16 protein-coding genes are annotated in these 20,304 nt (G+C 72.4%); 9 read left to right on the top strand and 7 right to left on the bottom strand.

Features of this window, described 5'->3' with window-relative positions; genetic code table 11:
* Positions 1-122: 122 nt before the first annotated feature.
* From ACFYTT_RS17470 to ACFYTT_RS17455, 4 genes are read left to right on the top strand one after another with little or no spacing between them, the layout of a single operon-like run.
* Positions 123-1,562: an FAD-dependent oxidoreductase gene (locus tag ACFYTT_RS17470; protein ID WP_176095228.1), complete on the top strand. Its 1,440-nt coding sequence runs from the start codon at positions 123-125 to the stop codon at positions 1,560-1,562.
* Entirely contained in the window at positions 1,559-4,081 is a 2,523-nt protein-coding gene (nirB, locus tag ACFYTT_RS17465; protein WP_387260312.1) for a nitrite reductase large subunit NirB, read from the top strand. The genes ACFYTT_RS17470 and nirB overlap by 4 nt, the downstream gene beginning before the upstream one ends.
* Positions 4,078-4,425 carry a nitrite reductase small subunit NirD gene (gene nirD, locus ACFYTT_RS17460; protein ID WP_131055220.1) on the top strand — a complete coding sequence of 116 codons (348 nt, stop codon included), beginning with the start codon at positions 4,078-4,080 and terminating at the stop codon, positions 4,423-4,425. Before nirB ends, nirD begins: the two co-directional genes overlap by 4 nt.
* The gene (locus ACFYTT_RS17455) at positions 4,426-5,514 is read left to right on the top strand and encodes a uroporphyrinogen-III synthase (RefSeq protein WP_131055218.1); all 1,089 of its coding nucleotides are present in this window, start codon (positions 4,426-4,428) and stop codon (positions 5,512-5,514) included.
* A gap of 52 nt (positions 5,515-5,566) precedes the next feature.
* Here the strand turns inward: ACFYTT_RS17455 and ACFYTT_RS17450 are convergent, their stop codons facing one another.
* From ACFYTT_RS17450 to ACFYTT_RS17435, 4 genes are all read right to left on the bottom strand, one after another.
* On the bottom strand, positions 5,567-6,190 hold the full coding sequence (locus ACFYTT_RS17450) for an ATP/GTP-binding protein (protein WP_131055216.1): 624 nt from the start codon (positions 6,188-6,190) through the stop codon (positions 5,567-5,569).
* Positions 6,171-6,536 carry a DUF742 domain-containing protein gene (locus ACFYTT_RS17445; RefSeq protein WP_117226208.1) on the bottom strand — a complete coding sequence of 122 codons (366 nt, stop codon included), beginning with the start codon at positions 6,534-6,536 and terminating at the stop codon, positions 6,171-6,173. The genes ACFYTT_RS17450 and ACFYTT_RS17445 overlap by 20 nt, the downstream gene beginning before the upstream one ends.
* An 86-nt stretch (positions 6,537-6,622) precedes the next feature.
* A complete protein-coding gene (locus ACFYTT_RS17440) occupies positions 6,623-7,030 on the bottom strand; it encodes a roadblock/LC7 domain-containing protein (RefSeq protein ID WP_007465177.1) in 408 nt (135 codons plus the stop codon).
* Complete coding sequence (locus ACFYTT_RS17435) at positions 7,027-10,143, bottom strand: nitrate- and nitrite sensing domain-containing protein (RefSeq protein ID WP_387260307.1); 3,117 nt, start codon at positions 10,141-10,143, stop codon at positions 7,027-7,029. Before ACFYTT_RS17435 ends, ACFYTT_RS17440 begins: the two co-directional genes overlap by 4 nt.
* Before the next feature lie 447 nt (positions 10,144-10,590).
* Here ACFYTT_RS17435 and ACFYTT_RS17430 point away from each other — a divergent pair, with 447 nt between their 5' ends.
* Complete coding sequence (locus ACFYTT_RS17430; RefSeq protein ID WP_131056511.1) at positions 10,591-11,772, top strand: ABC transporter substrate-binding protein; 1,182 nt, start codon at positions 10,591-10,593, stop codon at positions 11,770-11,772.
* 6 nt (positions 11,773-11,778) lie between these two features.
* Here the strand turns inward: ACFYTT_RS17430 and ACFYTT_RS17425 are convergent, their stop codons facing one another.
* Both ACFYTT_RS17425 and ACFYTT_RS17420 read right to left on the bottom strand, forming a co-directional pair.
* Entirely contained in the window at positions 11,779-12,639 is an 861-nt protein-coding gene (locus tag ACFYTT_RS17425; RefSeq protein ID WP_176095231.1) for an ABC transporter permease, read from the bottom strand.
* 105 nt (positions 12,640-12,744) lie between these two features.
* Positions 12,745-13,767, bottom strand: coding sequence for an ABC transporter substrate-binding protein (locus tag ACFYTT_RS17420; protein WP_131056595.1), 1,023 nt, complete (start codon positions 13,765-13,767; stop codon positions 12,745-12,747).
* A 266-nt stretch (positions 13,768-14,033) separates the two neighbouring features.
* Here ACFYTT_RS17420 and ACFYTT_RS17415 point away from each other — a divergent pair, with 266 nt between their 5' ends.
* From ACFYTT_RS17415 to ACFYTT_RS17400, 4 genes are all read left to right on the top strand, one after another.
* The gene (locus tag ACFYTT_RS17415) at positions 14,034-14,816 is read left to right on the top strand and encodes an ABC transporter ATP-binding protein (protein WP_131056597.1); all 783 of its coding nucleotides are present in this window, start codon (positions 14,034-14,036) and stop codon (positions 14,814-14,816) included.
* Positions 14,817-14,818: 2 nt separating this feature from the next.
* On the top strand, positions 14,819-15,769 hold the full coding sequence (locus ACFYTT_RS17410; RefSeq protein ID WP_176095232.1) for an LLM class F420-dependent oxidoreductase: 951 nt from the start codon (positions 14,819-14,821) through the stop codon (positions 15,767-15,769).
* Entirely contained in the window at positions 15,766-16,077 is a 312-nt protein-coding gene (locus ACFYTT_RS17405) for a cupin (RefSeq protein WP_131056599.1), read from the top strand. The genes ACFYTT_RS17410 and ACFYTT_RS17405 overlap by 4 nt, the downstream gene beginning before the upstream one ends.
* Positions 16,078-16,154: 77 nt before the next feature.
* Positions 16,155-18,692, top strand: coding sequence for a hypothetical protein (locus ACFYTT_RS17400; RefSeq protein ID WP_387260302.1), 2,538 nt, complete (start codon positions 16,155-16,157; stop codon positions 18,690-18,692).
* Positions 18,693-18,704: 12 nt separating this feature from the next.
* Here ACFYTT_RS17400 and thiC read toward each other — a convergent pair whose 3' ends face one another.
* Complete coding sequence (gene thiC, locus ACFYTT_RS17395) at positions 18,705-20,297, bottom strand: phosphomethylpyrimidine synthase ThiC (RefSeq protein ID WP_387260299.1); 1,593 nt, start codon at positions 20,295-20,297, stop codon at positions 18,705-18,707.
* Positions 20,298-20,304 lie beyond the last annotated feature (7 nt).

Here is a 20,304-nt window from a genome sequence, read left to right as displayed (position 1 = left end):
GGACAAGCCTCATGGCGACACGCAGCGCAGCGGAGTGACGGCATGAGCGAGCACCAGCGAGCGAATCAGCAGCACAGCGCGGACAAGCCTCATGGCGACACGGAGCGCAGCGGAGTGTTGCCATGAGCGGCGATCGGGTGGTCGTGGTCGGCAACGGGATGGCCGGTGCCCGGTTGGCGAGCGAGCTGCGCGGGCGGGGCGGGGACCTCAAGGTCACCGTGCTCGGCGCGGAGCCGCATCGGGCGTACAACCGGATCATGTTGTCCACGCTGCTCACCGGCAAGATCAGCGAGCTGGACGTGGAGTTGGCGGAGGCGGCCGGGCGGGGGGTCGACGTCCGCACCGGGGTCACCGTCCGGGCCGTCGACCGGGCCGCCCGGGAGGTACGCACCGACGACGGCGACCGGATCCGTTACGACCATCTGGTGCTCGCCACGGGTGCGCGGGCGGTCGTGCCGCCGTTGCCCGGTCTCGATGCGGCCCACCTGCCGGACCGGGTGGTCGCGTTCCGCACGCTGGACGACTGCCGGCGCATCATCGCGACGGCCCGGGGTGCCCGGCGGGCGCTGGTGCTCGGGGGCGGGCTACTCGGCCTGGAGGCGGCCCGGGGGCTCGCCGCCCGGGGGCTCGGCGTCGCGGTGGTGCACCGGGTGCCGTACCTGATGGAGCGGCAGCTCGACGCCGTGGCCGCCACGATGCTGGCCGGTACGCTCGCCGACCTGGGGGTGACCACCCATCTGGCCGTCACGCCGACGGCGCTCGCGGCCGACGCCTCCGGGGTACGCCTGGAGCTGTCCGACGGCCGGTGCCTCGACGCCGACCTGCTGGTGCTCGCCTGCGGGGTACGCCCGGAGACCGCCCTGGCCGAGGCGGCCGGACTGGCGGTGGACCGGGGTGTGCGGGTCGACGACCGACTGCGGACCGGCGATCCACGGGTCTCGGCGATCGGCGACTGCGCGCAGCACGGCTCCGCGCCGACGGGGCTGGTGGCACCGGCCTGGGCGCAGGCCCGGGTGGTCGCACACCTGCTGACCGGCGAGGATCCGTCGGCCCGGTACCGGCCCCGGCCGGTGGTGACCCGGCTCAAGGCGGCCGGCATCGACCTGGCCTCGATGGGCGACCCGACCGGCGGCCCGGGCGAGGAGCTGACCTTCGCCGACCCGGCCCGTGGCACGTACGCCCGGTTGCGGATCCACGACGAGCGGCTGGCCGGCGCGATCCTGCTCGGCGACAACCCGTCGGTGGGCACCGTCGTCCAGTTGTTCGACCGGGGTCAACCGGTCCCCGCCGACCGACGGGCGCTGCTGCTGGGCCGGTCGCTCGGTGGTGCGGTCGCGGCTCCGGCCGCCTCCCCGGCGTTGATGCCGGACGCGGCCACGGTGTGTCAGTGCAACACGGTCAGCAAGGGCGCGCTGGTGGCCTGCTGGCGCGGCGGAGCCCGGACCGTCGACGAGGTCGTCGCCCGGACCAGGGCCGGGACCGGCTGCGGCGGTTGCCGCGACGCGGTCGCCGGCATCGTCGACTGGTTGTCCAGATCGGATCCGGTGGAGGTGGGACGATGACCGGTGGCAACGTGGTCGTGATCGGCAACGGCATGGTCGGGCAACGGTTCGTCGACGCGGTGCGGTCACGCGACCCGGGGGGACGGTGGCGGGTCACCGTCCTCGCCGAGGAGACCCGACCCGCGTACGACCGGGTGCGGCTCTCCGCGTTCTTCGACGGGGCCGACGCGGACGAGTTGAACCTGCACACCCCGCACGACGGCGTCGAGTTGCGCCTCGGCGAGGCGGCCACCGGGGTGGACCGGGCCCGTCGGGTGGTGTCCACGGCGACCGGCGAGCACCCGTACGACGTGCTGGTCCTGGCCACCGGGTCGTCGGCGTTCGTGCCGCCGGTGGCGGGTACGGACCTGCCGGGGGTGTTCGTCTACCGGACGCTGGACGACCTCGCGGCGATCCGCGAGCACGCCCGGGGCCGACGCACCGGCGCGGTGATCGGCGGCGGTCTGCTCGGCCTGGAGGCGGCGAACGCGCTGCGCCTGCTCGGTCTGGCCACCCGCGTGGTGGAGTTCGCGCCCCGGCTGATGCCGGTGCAGGTCGACACCGCCGGTGGCGCGATGCTGCGCCGCTACGTCGAGGAGTTGGGGGTGGCCTGTCACCTGGGGGTGGCGACCACCGCGTTGCGACCCGGCCCGGACGGTGCGGTCGGCGGCCTGGAGCTGGCCGACGGCACGCTGCTCGACGCCGACGTGGTGGTGGTGGCCGCCGGCATCCGTCCCCGCGACGAGGTGGCCCGTGCGGCCGGACTGGAGGTCGGCCCGCGCGGTGGGGTGCTGGTCGACGACGCCTGCCGCACCTCCGACGAGCGGATCTACGCGGTCGGCGAGTGCGCGGCGGTGCAGGGCACCTGCTACGGCCTGGTCGCCCCCGGGTACGCGATGGCCAAGGTGGTGGCGGATCGGCTGGTCGGCGGGGAGGCCACCTTCCCGGGCGCGGACACCGCCACCAAGCTGAAGCTGCTCGGCGTCGACGTGGCCTCCTTCGGTGACGCGCACGGCACCACGCCGGGTTGCCTGGACGTGACCTGGACCGATCCGGCCACCCGGGTCTACGCCAAACTGGTGCTCTCCGACGACGCGACGACGCTTCTCGGCGGCGTGCTGGTGGGTGACGCGTCGGCGTACCCGACGTTGCGGGCCAGCGTCGGCGGGCCGTTGCCGGCCGCGCCGCTGGCGTTGCTCGCCCCGGAGCAGGCGGCGGGCGCGACGGCGGGCGCGCTGCCGGCGTCCGCCCAGGTCTGTTCCTGCAACGCGGTCACCCGGGGCGACGTCGACGCGGCGATCGCGGGCGGCTGCCCGGACGTGCCGGCGCTGAAGGCGTGCACCCGGGCCGGCACCAGTTGCGGTTCGTGCGTCCCGATGCTCAAACAGTTGCTCGACGCGGCCGGTGTGGTCCAGTCCCGGGCGTTGTGCGAGCACTTCGACGTCAGCCGGCAGGAGCTGTTCGACATCGTCCGGGTACGCGGCATCCGGACGTTCTCCCGGCTGATCGCCGAGCACGGCCGGGGGCGGGGCTGCGACATCTGCAAGCCGGTCGTCGCCTCGATCCTCGCCTCGCTCGGCAACGGGCACATCCTCGACGGCGAGCAGGCGTCGTTGCAGGACACCAACGACCACTTCCTGGCGAACCTGCAACGGGACGGCAGCTACTCGGTGGTGCCGCGGATCCCGGGCGGGGAGATCACCCCGGAGAAGCTGATCGTGATCGGTGAGGTGGCCCGCGACTTCCGGCTCTACACCAAGATCACCGGCGGGCAGCGGATCGACCTGTTCGGCGCCCGGGTCGACCAGTTGCCGCAGATCTGGCGTCGGCTGGTCGACGCCGGTTTCGAGTCCGGGCACGCGTACGGCAAGGCGCTGCGGACGGTGAAGTCCTGCGTCGGCTCCACCTGGTGCCGGTACGGGGTGCAGGACGCCGTCGGACTGGCCGTCGCCCTGGAGCTGCGGTACCGGGGACTCCGCGCGCCACACAAGCTCAAGTCGGCGGTCTCCGGCTGCGCCCGGGAATGCGCCGAGGCCCGCAGCAAGGACTTCGGCATCATCGCCACCGAGACCGGCTGGAACCTCTACGTCGGCGGCAACGGAGGCTTCCGGCCCCGGCACGCCGACCTGTTCGCCACCGACCTCTCCACCGAGGCGCTGATCAGGACGATCGACAGGTTCCTGATGTACTACGTCCGCACCGCCGACCGGCTGCAACGCACCGCCGTCTGGATCGAGGCGATGGAGGGCGGGCTCGACCACCTCCGCTCGGTGATCGTCGACGACTCGCTCGGCCTCTGCGCGGACCTGGACGCCGCGATGGCCCGACACGTCACGTCCTACTCCGACGAGTGGCGGGACGTGCTCGACGACCCGGACCGGCTGCGCCGCTTCACCTCCTTCGTGAACGCGCCGGACGTACCCGATCCGTCGATCACCTTCGCCACCGAACGCGGACAACCCGTCCCGGTCGGCGGCCGACCACCCGCACCCGACGGCCGCCAGCCGGTCACCCTCGGCCTGCCGGAGGTACGGCGATGAGCATCGCGACGACGCTGCGCTGGCACGTGGTCTGCCCGCTGGACCGGCTGGACCCGGACCGGGGCGTCGCCGCCCTCGTCGACGGGGTGCAGGTGGCGGTCTTCCGCACCGGAGACGGGTTGTACGCGATCGACAACCGCGACCCGGTCGCCGAGGCGTACGTGCTGTCCCGGGGCATCGTGGGCAGCCGGCAGGGCGTGCCGACGGTCGCCTCGCCGCTGCACAAGCAGGTGTACGACCTGCGCACGGGGGTTTGTCTCGACCTGCCCGGCGTCGCCGTGGCCCGGCACGAGATCCGTTGCCGGAACGGCATGGTCGAGGTGCGGCTGCGACAGGAGGGGTGAATGGGCGAGGAACTGGCCGGCTTCACCATCGGGGTGACCGCCGACCGACGGCGGGACGAACTCGCCGCGCTACTGCAACGGCGCGGTGCCCGGGTGGTGCTCGCTCCCGCCCTGCGGATCGTGCCGCTCGCCGACGACACCGAGTTGCGCGAGGCGACCCGTACCTGCCTCGACCGGCCACCGGACGTGTTGATGGCCAACACCGGGATCGGCATGCGCGGGTGGCTGGAGGCGGCCGAGGGCTGGGGCCTGGCCGAGCCGCTGCGCTCCGTGCTCGGCGGCGCGTACGTGGTGGCCCGGGGGCCGAAGGCCCGGGGGGCGATCCGCGCCGCCGGGCTGCACGACCAGTGGTCCCCGGAGTCGGAGAGCTGCGACGAGGTGGTGGACCACCTGCGTCGGCGGGGAGTCGCCGGGCAGGTGATCGCCATGCAGTTGCACGGCGAGCGGCAACCGGAGTGCACCCGCGCTCTGGAGGACGCCGGTGCCACGGTCATCGAGATCCCGGTCTACCGGTGGGCCCCGCCGACCGACCCGGCCCCGCTGCACCGGCTGGTCGACCTGGTGGCCAGCCGGTTGGTGGACGCGGTCACGTTCACCTCGGCACCGGCCGCGGAGGCGTTGCTGCGGGCCGCCGGTGACCGGACGGAGACGGTGCTGGAGGCCCTGCGCGGTGACGTGCTGGCCAGTTGCGTCGGCCCGGTCACCGCCGAGCCGCTGGTACGCCGGGGCGTGCCGGTGAGCGCGCCGAGCCGGGCGAGGTTGGGTGCGCTGGTCCGCACCATCGTCGACGAGTTGCCCCGCCGGACGGTCACCATCAAGGCCGCCGGACACCTGCTCACGTTGCGGGGCCACGCGGCGGTGATGGACGGTGACCTGAGACCGCTGGCCCCGGCACCGATGGCGGTGCTGCGGGCACTGGCCCAGACACCGGGTCGGGTGCTGTCGCGTACCGCCCTGCTGCGGACCCTGCCGCGTGGCGCCGACGAGCACGCGGTGGAGATGGCGGTGGCCCGGCTCCGGGCCGGGCTGAAGGCCCCCCGGGTGGTGCAGACGGTCGTCAAACGCGGGTACCGACTCCGGGTCGACTGACCGTACGCGGGAGCCCGCCGGTGGAGGTCCACCGACGGGCTCCCGCCGACACTCAGCCCACCGGGGTCGGAAAGCCCCGGTCGTGTTCGGCCTGCAACCGCGCCATGGCGTGCTCGACGACGGTCATCAGCACCCGCTTGACCGAGTCCCGCTGCCGGGCGTCGGTCAGCACCAGCGGTACGTCCGGCGAGATGGCCAGCGCCTCGCGGACCTCCTCCAGTTCGTACTGCTGCGCGCCGTCGAACCGGTTCAGCGCGACCACGTACGGCAGCTTGCGGCTCTCGAAGTAGTCGAGCGGAGCGAACGCGTCGGTGATCCGGCGGGTGTCCACCAGCACCGTGGCACCCACCGCGCCCCGAATGATCTCGTCCCACATGAACCAGAACCGGGTCTGCCCAGGTGTGCCGAAGAGGTACAGGATCAGGTCCTGTGCCATGGTGATACGGCCGAAGTCCATGGCGACCGTGGTGGTCTCCTTGCCCGGCACCTTGGACGGGTCGTCGATACCGACGCCCGCCGCGGTCATCACCGCCTCGGTGGTCAGCGGTGTGATCTCCGAGATCGCCCCGACCAACGTGGTCTTGCCGACACCGAAGCCACCCGCGACGACGATCTTCGCGGAGATGATTCCCCGGCTCTGGCGGGCCCCGGCGGGGTCATAGCTCGCGAAGTCCACTCAGCACCCTTCCCAGCATTTCCATCCGCTCCTCGAAACCTGTGGCGGGAGCGGCCGTCTGTAGCGTCAACAGGCCCTCGGCCACCATGTCGGCGACCAACACCCGGGCGACACCCAGCGGTAGCCGGGTGTACGCGGCGATTTCCGCCAGCGATTCGGGCCGGCTCTCGCAGACCATGGCGATGCGATGCTTGTCATGCCCGGCAAACCGCGACTCGGCGATCTGGGTGGGGCTGGCGACCAGCACCGCTTCCAAGGCGATGTCCTGCCGCGGCTCGGTCCGTCCCCGGGTGACCGCGTACGGCCGCACCAGTGCACCACGCGGGTCACGTCGGTGTTGCTCCATCCGCGATCACCTCCTCTCCCCTCCGCCGGCATGTCGCCACCGGATCTCCTCCGTACCGGCGCGGGGTTGCGCCGGTCCTGTCCCTGTTATGACCGCACCGCGTCCCGGGGCAGCGGCACCAGCGCCGCGCCGACCCGCTCGACCAGCAGTGCCATCTCGTAGCCCACCTGCCCGACGTCGCAGCTTCGCGCCGCGAGCACGGCCATCGACGACCCGTCGCTGATCGACATCAGGAACAGGTAGCCGCTGTCCATCTCGATGACCGTCTGCAGCACCCCGCCGGCACTGAACATCCGCGCGGCGCCCTCGGTCAGGCTCACCACGCCGGAGGTGATCGCGGCGAGCTGGTCCGCCCGGTCCCCCGGCAGGTCACGGGAGGAAGCGAGTAGCAGTCCGTCGGCGGACACCGCCACCACGTGGGCGATACCCGCCACGCTGTCGGCGAAGTTGGTGAGCAGCCAACCCATGTCCTGCATGGCCGCTGGCCTGTTCATCGGCTCGTCTCCTTGGTCGAGGTGCTGTCCTGGCTCGCTCCGGCCGTCCGTCCGCGCTGCACGCCACGGTGGTAGGCCGAGAGCAGACCGCGTACTTCGTCCGGCGTACGGCGGCTGCGCTCACGTCCGCTGCGGGGCTCGATCCCACCGGGGACGAGCTGCTGCTGCGGCACCCGCTTGGGCAGTCCGGACCGGGTGGTGCCGGCCGGGGTCGGCTCGGCCGCCTTGCTGGCCCGCGTCCAGCCGTCGTCGGCCGCGGTCCGCCAGGCGTCGGACTCCGAGGCCTGCGGGGCCGCCGGCGACGGCGCCGGGGGCGGCGTGGCCGAGGTGGCCGGTGGCGGTGCCGCCGGCGGTGGCGCGGCGGGCGGAGTCACCGTGGGCAGTGGCGTGGTCGCGGCGGTCGTCGCGGTCGACGCGGCCGGTGACGACTGGTACGCGGGTGGCGGCGCGGGCTGCGCGGCGGCAGCCGCCCCGGGTGTACGTGTGGGCAACGGGCTCCGTCCCCGAGTCGGCTCGACGGCCGGCGCGGGTGGGCCGGCAGCCGGCTGCGGCGGCTCGTCGAACTGCGGTCGGCTGAAGATGGCGGTGGCGTCGTTGCCGTGCGAACGGAACCAGACCGCTTCCATCTCGCGGAAGATCGGCGCCTCGGCCTGGGGTTCCGGCGGGGCGGTGATCGGCGCGGTGGCCTGTGGTGCCGTGGCGGCCAGGCTGGCGCCCAAGCCACGGAAGGGGGTGTCGGTCTGCGGGGTCGCACCCACACCGAACGCGGTCGGTGCGCTCATCGGTGCCCCGGCGACCGGACCGGCCGGCAGCGCCGGGTCGGGCCGGGCGGCGGGCGGTGCGCTCCGCTGCGGCAGCGGATCGAGTGACGGCTGGGCGACCGTCGGCGTGCCGGCGTTGAACCCCCCCGCGAAGGCGGGCGGTGCGGTACGGGCCGGCGGGGCCGGCGGCTCCGGGGTCGGGGCCGGGTTCGCGGTCGGCCACGGCGCCGACGAGGGGGTGGTGTCGCGCCACCGCTCGGTCAACGTGGCGAGGTTGGTACGACCGGTGCCGGTGAGCGGCTCACTGGGGGCCGGCGGCGTCGGGGTCTGCTCGACGGCGAGCGGCTGACGCGGCCGGGTGATCTGGTCGCGGCCCCGCAGGCTCGGCAGGATCACCGTCGAGGCCGGCAGGGTGATCTGCGCCACGGTGCCGCCCTCGACGTTGCGGCGCAGCTCGACCCGGATGCTGTAGCGGGCCGCGAGGCGGCTGACCACCGCGAGACCCATCAGCCGGAAGGCGGCCACGTCGACGGTGGACGGCGCGGCGAGCCGGCGGTTGAGCGAGTCGAGCTGCTCGTCGCTCAGCCCGAGGCCCCGGTCCTCGATCTGGATGAGCACGTAGTCGCGGATGCGGCGGCCGTCGGCGACCACGGTGGTGTTCGGCGGCGAGAAGCGGGTGGCGTTGTCGAGCAGCTCGGCCACCAGCCGCACGACGTCGTTGACCGCGTGCGCGGCCACCGAGACGTCGGTGTCGACGGTGCCGAACTCGATCCGGTTGTAGAGCTCCACCTCGGACTGCGCGGCGCGCAGCACGTCCACCAGCAACGCGTCGTCGCGACGCGGCACGGCCGAGTCCGCGCCGGCCAGCACCAGCAGGTTCTCGTCGTTGCGGCGCATCCGGGTGGCGAGGTGGTCGAGCTCGAAGAGCTGGGCGAGCCGCTTCGGGTCCTCCTCGCCACGTTCGATCGCGTCGAGTTCACCGATCATCCGGTCGACCAGGGTCTGACTGCGCCGGGCCAGGTTGAGGAACATCGCCGAGACGCTGGTCCGCAGGGCCGCCTGTTCGGCCGCGACCCGGACCGCCTCACGGTGTACGACGTTGAAGGCCAGGGCGACCTGTCCCACCTCGTCGCGGTTGTTGAGCTGGATCGGGTCGCGTACCTCGCGGACGATCTCGTCGACGCTGCCGTCGCTGACGTTGCCCATGCCCTGGAGGCGGCGCACCGCCTCGGGCAGGTCGTGGTTGGCCACCGAGAGCGCACCCTCACGCAGCCGGCGCAGCGAGTGGTTCAGCGAACGGGCCAGCACCACGGCCAGCGTCACCGCGATGATCAGGGTGAGCAGCACCAGCGTCGACTCGACGATGGCCTGCCGGATGACGTCCGTCCGTGCCTGCTCGGCCTGGGCGAGCAACTGGTTCTGAAGCTCGATCTCGGCCCAGCGCATCAGCTCGTTGACCGCGCCGATCGCCGCGGTGGCGTCCTGCGCGCTGACCGGCGAACGGTTGCCCACCGAGCGGCTGATGTCGGTGGCGATCCGGTCGGCCAGCACCACCGCGTCACCGGAGACGGTGCTCTCGACCAGGGCCCGCTGGGCCGGGTCGGCGGCCAGCGAGAAGGCCAGCAGCGCCTCCTGCTGGCCGGTCAGGGTGGCCACGAACGCGGAGAACTGTTCGTTGTCCAGCCGGCCACGGGTCAGCGCCGTGAAGGCGATCGACTCCTCCTCGGCGACGGCGGCCTTCGCGCGGGCGAAGGCGGCCACCGCGCGGCGGGTGTCGGCCAACCGCTCCTCACCCGGCAACTGGGCCAGGCCGTCGCCGTAGGCGACCAGGTCGGACAGGACCACGCCGTACCGCAGGGCCGCCTCGGCGACCTCCATCTGCGAACGGTCGAGCACCTCCTGCCGGGTGCCGTCCAGCGTGTCCAGGTGCGTGTCGATGGTCCGTAGGCGGTCGCCGACCGCGCTGGGCACCTCACCGACCTTGGACCGCTCCGCGCGGTACGCCTCGATCCGCTGCTGGGTCTGCCGGACCCGCAGGTTGTACGCGTCGGCCTGCGGCTGCGGCTGGGCCAGGTAGGCCGCTGCCGCCATCCGTTCGGCGTGCAGGTCGTTGGTGAGCGCGGAGATGTTGATGGACAGTGCGGTCAGCGATCGGGCCTGGGTGGCGTCGTAGGCGCCCTCGCCGACAGAGACGAGACGGACGGTGGCCAGCGCGATGACCGCGGCGACCGGCACGACCAGAATCAGCGCCAGCTTGGACCGGATCCGGGCGTCACGCAGCCGGAACAGGCGGCGAGGCGCCTTCGGCACGGCGTCACCGCTGGCGGGCAGGGTCGTCGGTCCGGTGCTCACGACATCGCCTCCGTCGTTTTCTCCACGCCTGGCCCGTCGATCCGTGCATGGAGCGACGGCCAGCGCCACGCGCGGCACGGCCGCGATTTCATCAGACGAGATCGTGTTTGGGAAGCCGCAGGCGGGCAGGAATCGGTCGGACGTCGCGCATCCCGTGATCCGGTCAACTAATACCTACATTTCCACAGCGCCCTGATCAGGGCATGTAACTCCAGAGTGGCGAAGCATGTCGCCACAGTGAGCAACGGAAAACATCTGGTTACCCCAACATGTGGGATCGGCGTCCCGAAACGCCTCCAGTGGTCCCGCTTGACCGCAGCGCCCGGCATTGGCAAGGTTTTGCAGGCTTCGCGCACACGGTACGGCAGACCCTTCCCAATTATCCACAGTGGACGGTCGCCGACACCAGTGACCGGGCCCCGCCCGCGCCACACCAGGAGGACTGAGTTGACCCCCTTCCGCTCCGCGACCGCCACGGCGCTCGCATCCACCCTGCTGGCCTCCATGCTCGCCGGCTGCCAGTTCGGCGGAGAGGCGAGGGACACGAGCCCGATCGTCATCGCCGCCGACCTGGAGCTCTCCGGAGCAGCGGCCGGGGTCGGCAAGGCGTACCGGCAGGCACTGGAACTCAAGGTCGAACAGTTGAACGCCTCGGGTGCGCTGAACGGCCGGTCGATCGATCTGCGGGTGAAGGACAATCGTTCCGACGCCAGTGAGTCGCTGCGAAACATCGCGGACTTCAGCAACGATTCGGCGGTCAGCGCCATCATCATGGGCGGCTGCAACGAATGCGCGGTCGGCGCGGTGCGCACCATCAACGAAAAGCAGATCCCGACCATCGCGCTCGCCGCGGCGGGCGCCATCACGAGTCCGGTCGCAGAACGACGGTACGTGTTCAAATTGGCACCGAACGCAGCCGACAGTGCCGACGCGCTCACCGTCGAACTGCGCCGCCGCAGCATCGACACGATCGGCATTCTGCACACCGAGGACACGTACGGCCGGGAGGGTGTCACCGCGCTGCAGCGCGAGTTCGACAACGCCGGCATCCAGGTGGTGGCCCAGGCCTCGGTCCGGGCCACGGACACCGAGGTGGACGGGCAGGCCAGCACGCTGGCCGCCGCCAACCCGGAGGGGATCATCATCTGGACCTCGCCGGAGCAGGCCATGCTCGCCGCCGCAGCAGTGAAGCGGGCCAACTTCTCCGGGGCGCTCTATCTCGACGCCGCCGCGGCCGGTGACCTCTTCCTCGGGTCGGCCTCGCGGGCGGTGGAGCGGGCGACCCTGGTGTTCACCCAGACCATGGTGATCGACGACGTCATCGCGACCACCCCGGCGAAGGCCGCCCGCCGCCAGTGGTTCCAGGACTACACCGCCCGCTTCGGCGGCTACCACGGCTCGTCCTCCTTCGCGGCGGACGCCGTCCAGCTCATCGCCGACGCCGAGCTGCGCTCCGGCGGCCCGGCCGGACAGGTCGACCGTGACGGCCTCCGCGACGTGCTGGAGACGTCCCAGTTGGACGGCCTGTCCGGACCGATCCGGATGACGCCGGACAACCACTCCGGGCTGATGCCGCAGGCGCTCACCACGCTGGTCGCCCGGAACGGCCGGTGGCGTCTGGCCGGCTGAGCCGGGTCAGCGGCTGGAGGTGGTCTCGCGCACCCAGGGCAGGCTGCGACGCTCGACGAGCACCAGCACGGTGTACAGCAGGATGCTGACCAGGGCGACGAGGATGATCGCCGCCCACGCCGTAGCGGTGTCACCGATGCCCGCGTACTGCTGGATGACGAAGCCGAGACCACCCTCACCGGCCTGGAACTCGCCGATCACCGCGCCGATCGCGGCCAGCGGCATGGCGACCTTGAGCCCGACGAAGATCTGCGGCAGCGCGGCCGGGAAGCGGACCTTGCGGAACGCCTGCCAGCGGGAGGCGTTCCAGGACCGGACCAGCTCGGCCAGCTCGGCCGAGGTGGTGGTCAGGCCGGTCGCGGTGGAGAGCACGATCGGGAAGAAGCAGAGCAGGAAGACCATCGTCAGGATGGGCTTCTGACCCCAACCGAGCGCCACCACCAGCAGCGGGCCCAGGGTGATCTTCGGGACCGCGTTGACGGCGACCAGCAGCGGGGTGAACATCCGCTCGACCGTCCGCGAGGCGGCCAACGACAGTCCGATCAGCACACCCGCCACCGCCGAGAGCAGGAAGCCGAGCAGGATCTCGCCGGTGGTGGTGACGGTGTGTTCGAGCAGTCGGTCCTGCCCCATGCGGAACGCGGTCAGCACGTCGCCGGGAGGCGGCAGGGCCGCCGGGTGGACCAGCTCCAGCCGGGCGACCAGCCACCACACACTGAAGGCGATCAGCAGGCCGGCGGCTGGCAGCAGCGCGGACGTCGCGCCGTCCCGCAGGTCTCCCGGCCGCCACCGCCGGCCACGCGGTGCGGCCGGGGCCGGCTCCGGGGCGGGCGTCGCCTCCGGCTGCCGTGAGCGGACGTCGGTCATCGGATCCTCCTGCGGTTCGGGTGGTCAGACGCGGGATCGGGGTACGCCGTACCGGCTGTCCGGCACGGCGTACCCCGCGGTGGAACTGGAACGGACTGGTCGACCTCAGGCCTTGGGGGCCAGGTTGAAGTCGATGATCTGGTCCGGGCTGAGGTCGGACTTCAGCGCACCGGCACCGCGCAGGATCGCGATGCTCTTGGCCACCCGGCCACTGTCCAGCGTGCCCAGAGCGGTACCGGAGTTGCTCGACCGGACGTACCCGGCCATCAGCTGCAGCTCGGCGGCGGCAGCGGCGGGCACCACGGCCTCGACGTTCTTGGCCAGGATCTCGGCGGCCTCCTGCGGGTTCTCCAGGGCGTACTCCAGGCCCTTGAGCAGGGCCGCGGTGAACCGCTTGACCATCTCCGGCTTCTCGGTGGCGACCTGCTTCGAAGTGATCAGCACGTTGCCGTAGAGGTCCTGCATCACGTTGCTGTACGGCAGCAGGACGGCCTTCTTCTTGGTCACCGCCTCGATGGTGGGCTGACCGACGACGAACTGGCCGATGCCGTCCACCGAGCCGGAGGCCAGCGTGCCCATCAGGGTCTGGGCGTCACCGTTGACCCAGGTCACCTTGTCGTAGTCGATGCCGGCCATCCGCGCGTACGTCGGGAAGAGGTTCCGGACGACCGAGCCGGGGGTGTCGGCGAGCTTCTTGCCCTCCAGGTCCTTCGGCGTGCTGATGCCGGTGCCCTCGACGGTCGCGATGGCGGCCATCGTGCGCTGCTGGATCGCCGCCACCGCGACGAAGTCCTTGGCCTGGCCGTTGCCGAGCTGGAGCAGACCACCGGTCAGGTCGATCGGGCCGAACTGCGCCTGACCGCCGACGATCGTCTGGATCACGGCGTTGGTGCCCTGGCCGGGCTTGATGTCCACGTCGAAGCCGGCGTCCTTGAAGAAGCCCTTCTCCTTCGCCACCCAGGCGTAGGCGTCACGCCCGAAGTTGCCGAACGAGGTGAGGTAGGTCACCTGCTCCATCGAGGAGCCGACGTTGTCGTCAGCGTCGTCCGAGCCGCTGCCGCACGCGGAGACCAGGGCGAGCGCGGTGGCCATCGTGGCCGCGGCGACCGTACGGGTCAGCCTTCTCATCAGTACACCTTGTCCTTTCCCACCGGAGGCGTCGCGGGCCTCCGGGAGGGGATGTTGGGGCGGTACCGGCAGCCGGGACGGAAGCCGACACCGCGTATCGAGGGGACTCTTCGCGGGCACAGCGTACGAGAACCTCACCTTTGCGACGCCAGGCATACCGGGTTGCGGAACGGAAACAACTCATCTCCACCCCGGACGGTGAGATAACGGTGGAGACCGCTAACCTTTGGGCGGAATCCTGACTACTCACTCAGGGAGGCCGTCGGATGATCCGCCTGTCCGAGGTTTCGCGCACCTTCGACGGCCGTAGTGGCCGCGTGGAGGCGCTGCGCGGCATCAACCTCGACGTGGCCGACGGCGAGTTCGTCGCCATCCTCGGTCGCTCCGGCTGCGGCAAGTCGACCCTGCTCCGGCTGATCGCCGGTCTGATCCCGGTCACCTCCGGCGAGATCACCGTGGGTGGCGAGACGGTCACCAAGCCGCGCCGCGACATCGCCATGCTGTTCCAGCGGCCGGCTCTGCTGCCGTGGCGCACCGTGCTGGACAACGTCCTGCTGCCGGTGGAGATCTTCGGCTGGAAGCGCGCCGACTACCGGGACCGTGCCCGGCAACTACTCGACGTGGCCGGGCTGGCCGGTTTCGAGAAGCGGCTGCCGCACGAGCTGTCCGGCGGCATGCAGCAGCGGGTGTCGCTCTGCCGGTCCCTGATCGGCGACCCCCGCGTGATGCTGATGGACGAGCCCTTCTCCGCGCTGGACGCGCTCACCCGGGAGGAACTGTCCGGGGAGTTGCAGCGGGTGCACATGCGCAGCCGGGCCACGGTCGTCTTCGTCACCCACTCCATCGACGAGGCGGTACTCCTGGCCGACCGGGTGATCGTGCTCAGTCCGCGCCCCGGCCGGGTCCGCAAGATCGTCGACGTGGCCATCCCCCGCCCCCGCACCCTCGGCCGCCACGCGCACCTGGCGGAGGTCGCCCAGGTCAGCGCCGACCTGCACGAGCTGCTCATGGAGCGGGACCACCCCGCGACCGCCGGTACGCGGCGGTGACCATGCGGGTCACCGTCTTCACCGAACCGCACCGGGGTGCCAGCTACGACGACCAGCTCCGCTTCGCCCGACTCGCCGAGGACGGCGGTTTCGAGGCATTCCTCCGCGCCGACCACTACCAGTCGATGAGTGACGCGCCGGCGCTGCCCGGCCCGACCGACGCCTGGCTGACGCTCGCCGCGCTCGCCCGGGAGACCAGCCGGATCCGGCTCGGCACCCTGGTCACCTCCGCGACCTTCCGGCTGCCCGGTCCGCTCGCGGTGATGGTGGCCCAGGTGGACCAGATGAGCGGCGGCCGGGTCGAGCTGGGCATCGGCGCCGGATGGTACGCCCGCGAGCACACCTCGTACGGCATCCCGTTCCCCGGCACCAGCGAACGCTTCGACCGGCTCACCGAGCAGCTCGACGTACTCACCGGACTGTGGCGGACCCCGTCGGGCAGCACGTACAGCTACAGCGGCGACCACTACCAGTTGGTGGACGCCCCGGCGCTGCCCAAGCCGGTGCAGACCCCGGGGCCGCCGATCATCATCGGCGGACGCGGTCCCAAGCGCACCCCGGACCTGGCGGCCCGCTTCGCCGACGAGTTCAACGTGCCCTTCACCGACGTCGCCCGGACCGCGGAGTCCTACGAGCGGGTACGCGAGGCGTGCGACCGGGTCGACCGCGCCGGCACCGGCCGGGCACCGCTGGTGCTCTCCGCCGGCATCGTGGTGGCGATCGGACGCACCGACGCCCAGGCCCGACGACGGGCGGCACCACTGCACGTGACCAGCGCCCTCCCACCCGAGGAGGCGGTGGTCGGCTCTCCGGAACAACTGGTCGACCGGATCGGCGAGTTCGCGGCCGTCGGCACCGCCCGCGTACACCTGCGGTTGGTCGACCTCGACGACCTGGACCACCTGGAGCTGATCGCGGCCGAGGTGCTGCCCCGACTGGAGGGAACCCGATGACCGAGACCCCCCTCGACCTGCCCACGCTCGGCCCGGTGGGCCAGGAGGTCGTCTTCGAGAACGACCGGGTCCGGGTCTGGCACATCCGGCTGGAGCCGGGCGAGCGGCAGCCGCTGCACCGGCACGACCACCCCTATCTGGTGGTGGCGGTGCAGGGTGCGAAGAACGTGGTGCAGACCATCGACGGCACCACGATCGACGCGGACGAGCCGACCGGCGGCGTGGTCTACCGCGACCCGGGCGCGGTGCACATGCTGACCAACGTCGGGGACACGACATACCTGGCTCGCCTGGTCGAGCTCAAGTAGACCCGCCGGACGCAGGTAGCAGCCGTCCCACGGCGCGCCGGTGGCGATCGGCCGCCACGGACCGTAACGTGCCGACCATGGCCCATCGGACCTTGAGCCGGCTACTGCTCACGGCGTTCGGCGTCAGCCTGCTGGCCGCCGCCGGTCAGCTGGGCGTCGCCTTCGGCTTCGGCATTCTCCGCCTCACCGGCGCCTTCACCGGCACCACAGTCAACCAGTGGCCGGCCCAACTCGTCTGGGCCGGGTGGTTCGCGGCGAACGCCGCCGTCGTCGGCGCCGTACTCACCGAACGTCTCGCCGAGCGCCACGGTGGGCTCACCGGTACGCATCGTCAACTGGCCGTGGCGTGCAGCGCCGCGCTGGGAGCCGTCGTGGTGGCGCCGCTGTGCATGCGACCGGCCCGCGCCGTCGAACTCGTCTCGGTCGACCCGGTCTGGGCCGTCGCCATCTGCGCCGTCCTCGGTGCGGTGGTCGGCGCGGGCGCCGCGCTGGCCGCCCTGCTCCGGCCGGCCTTCGCCTGGAACATGGCCGGCATCGCCGGCGCGGTGTGGCTGCTGGCGCTGCTGTCCGTCGCACCGTCGCTGGCCGCGACCGGGCCACTGACCCCGGTACGCCTCGGCGTGCTGGAACCGAGTTGGCTCTCCGCCGACGCGGCGCAGCGGTTGGCCCTGCTGCTCCTGCCGCTGATCGGACTGCTGGCCGGTGCCGCGACCGGCGCCCTGGCGCGGTGGCGCGGGCAGCCGCCGCTGATCAGCGGCCCGAGCGGGGTGGCCGGGCCGATCCTGGTGGCGTTCGCCTACCTGGCCGCCGGTCCTGGCGACGCGAGCGATCGATACCAGCTCGCGCCCTACTACGGCGCCCTGATCACGGTCGCGGTCGGTGCCCTCGGGTCGGCCGCCGCCGCGCTGCTCCCCCTCGCCGTCCTCGACCGCGACACCGCCGACAGCGCCGGGACCGCCATCGAACCGACCGCGATCCTGCAACCTCTGCCGGCCGCCCCCACCCTGCCGACGTCGGCCGCGCGTCCCGCCGACCGTCCGGCCGGCACCGGGGCCGCCGCCGGGGCCGTCGTGGTGGCCGACCCACCCGGCGGTACGCACACCAGCCCCGGCCTGTCGGCCACGGGCGACGTGTCGCCACCGCACTGGCACTGGCCCGGCGAGCCCGCTCCCCCGGTACCCGCCACGCCGGACGGACCGCCGACCGGCACCTCGCCGAGGCCCGGCGTCCCGATCGCCGCCGGCCCGACCATCGACGGCGACCTCGCATCGGCCGCCGACGGGACTTCCTCCGCCGCAGTGGCGGACTCGACCACCGGCACCCCGTCGACCACCGGCACCCCGTCGACCAGCGGCACCCCGTCGGGCAGCGGACGACCGGACGAGTCGGACGCGGACACCGGCTCCACCGCTGCTGGTCCCCTCTCCGTCGGCGCCGCTCGCGGCGACGTCTCCGACGCGGCCCCCGATTCCGCCATCGGTGCCGACCACGAGACGCCCGAGACCGACCACGACGCGACCACGGCCGACCGCGACGCGACCACGACCTCCGACCACGGCGCGGTCACCGACGCCGGCCCCGGCGCCACCCGGCCCACCGCCGTCGACCTGGACACTCTCGGCACACCGGCCCTCGCCGTCCAGGCGACGGACCCGCTGCCGAACGGTCCCGAACGTCCGGACCAGCCGATGACCGGCGCGATCAACGGGCCGTCGTCAGGTGGGCCCGACCCGGTCGGCGACGGCGGTGACCTCACCCCGACGGCGGGCCGGGCACCCGGGCGTACCCGCACGCCACGTCCCCTCGCCGAACCGCCGAACCGGGCCGTGCCGGCAACCCGGTCCGGCGACCAGGCCCGGTCGTCGAGCCCGTTCGACGATCCGAGCCCGAGCGCGTACACGCCGCCGCCCTGGGCCGGGCCGAACCAGAGCGGCGGTACGGATTCCGCCGACACCGTGCCCGTGCCGCCGGGCGCCGATCCCGCGTCGGCGCACGACGACGGGGTACCGACCGACGGCGGTCTGCCGGACACGGCGGTGACACCGGCGGCCCGTCCGGCGGAAGGGCCGGAGACCGCACCCTGGCCCCGACACCGCCTCCCGTTGCCCGACCTGAACACGACGGAGTCCTGGAACGCCTTCGCACCGGCCCGCCGCCCCGACCCGGCCGACGAGACCGCGCCGCCGACCGGATCGGGCACCGACGGACCGTCGGACGACGCCGCCGACCGGGTCGACTCCACCACCGGGCCCGACCCGGCGGCAGCCGCCCGGGACGTCTCGGCGGCCTTCGCCAGTGCCGCTCCGGCGGTCTCCACCGACCCGGCGGCAGCCGCCCGCGACCTGACGGCCGCGTTCACCAAACCGCCCGTCCCCCGTGCCGAGCCTGCCGCGCCGGAGCACGAGCGGGAGAAGGGCCGCCGGGGACTGTTCCGGCGCAGCCGGCCCCGCCCCGCGGAGACCGAGCCCGCGGAGCAGGAGGAACCGCTCGCCGCGCAGGACGAGGAGTACGTCGACTGGGTGGCCGGACTCGGTCGCCCGTCGATCGAGGACGAGCCGCTGCCGAAGGAGACCCGCCGCCGACTGCGGCCGACCGGCCGGCACCACCGGGAGTAGCCGGGACGATCGTCAGGCCAGCGGCAGGTACACCCGCCCGCCGGAGGCGAGGAACTCCTCGGACTTGTCCTGCATGCCCCGGGCGGCGTACTCCTTGAGGTCCTGACTGATCTTCATGGAGCAGAACTTCGGCCCGCACATCGAGCAGAAGTGCGCGGTCTTCGCCGGCTCGGCGGGCAGCGTGGCGTCGTGGTACGACCGTGCCGTCTCCGGGTCGAGCGAGAGGTTGAACTGGTCCTCCCACCGGAACTCGAACCGCGCCTTGGAGAGCGCGTCGTCCCAGGCCTGCGCGCCCGGGTGCCCCTTGGCCAGGTCCGCCGCGTGCGCCGCGATCTTGTACGCGATGACCCCCGCCTTGACGTCGTCACGATCCGGCAGCCCCAGGTGCTCCTTGGGCGTGACGTAGCAGAGCATCGCGGTGCCGAACATGCCGATCATCGCCGCGCCGATGGCCGAGGTGATGTGGTCGTACGCGGGCGCGACGTCGGTGGTCAGTGGACCGAGCGTGTAGAACGGCGCCTCGTGGCACCACTCCTGCTGGAGGTCCACGTTCTCCTTGATCTTGTGCATCGGCACGTGGCCCGGCCCCTCGATCATCACCTGCACGTCGTACTCCCAGGCGATCCGGGTCAGCTCGCCCAGCGTCCGCAGCTCGGCGAACTGGGCCTCGTCGTTGGCGTCCGCGATCGAGCCCGGCCGCAACCCGTCGCCGAGCGAGAACGTCACGTCGTAGCGCGCCAGGATCTCGCACAGCTCCCGGAAGTTCGTGTAGAGGAAGTTCTCCTCGTGGTGCGCCAGGCACCAGGCCGCCATGATCGATCCGCCCCGCGACACGATGCCGGTCACCCGGTTGACCGCCAGCGGCACGTACGGCAGCAGCACCCCGGCGTGCACCGTCATGTAGTCCACGCCCTGCTCGGCCTGCTCGATCACGGTCTCCCGGAACACCTCCCAGGTCAGCTTCACCGGGTCGCCGCCGACCTTCTCCAGCGCCTGATAGATCGGCACCGTACCGATCGGCACCGGCGAGTTGCGCACGATCGACTCGCGGGTCTCGTGGATGCGCTTGCCGGTGGACAGGTCCATCACGGTGTCCGCGCCCCACCGGGTGGCCCAGGTCAACTTCTCGACCTCCTCGGCCACCGAGGAGGTCACCGCCGAGGTGCCGATGTTGGCGTTGACCTTGACCAGGAACGCCTTGCCGATGATCGCCGGCTCGCACTCCGGGTGGTTGATGTTCAGCGGCAGCACCGCCCGACCGGCAGCGATCTCGTCCCGGACGAACTCCGGTGCCATCCCCTCCCGGATCGCCACGAACTCCATCTCGGGCGTGACGACCCCGGCCCGCGCGTACGCGAGCTGCGTGGGACGGTTGCCGTCCGCCCCGCCCAACGGGGTTCCGGCACCGCGTACCGGGGCGACGTCCCCCCGCTCGGCGATCCACGATCCCCGCAACGGCGGCAGACCGACCTCCGGGTCCGAGCCCGGCCCGGCGGTGTCGTAGAGCCGGACCGGCGGGTTGTCCCCGGTCAGCTCGACCTCCGCGAACGGCACCCGGACGTCCGGTCGCGAACCCTCGACATAGACCTTGCGACGTGCCTGCATGACAGCC

Origin of the sequence: Micromonospora sp. NPDC003816 (genome assembly GCF_042874705.1) — a bacterium.
GTDB lineage: Bacteria > Actinomycetota > Actinomycetes > Mycobacteriales > Micromonosporaceae > Micromonospora.
Note: the sequence above shows the minus strand (reverse complement) of the source record. Positions and strands in the feature narration are given on the sequence as shown.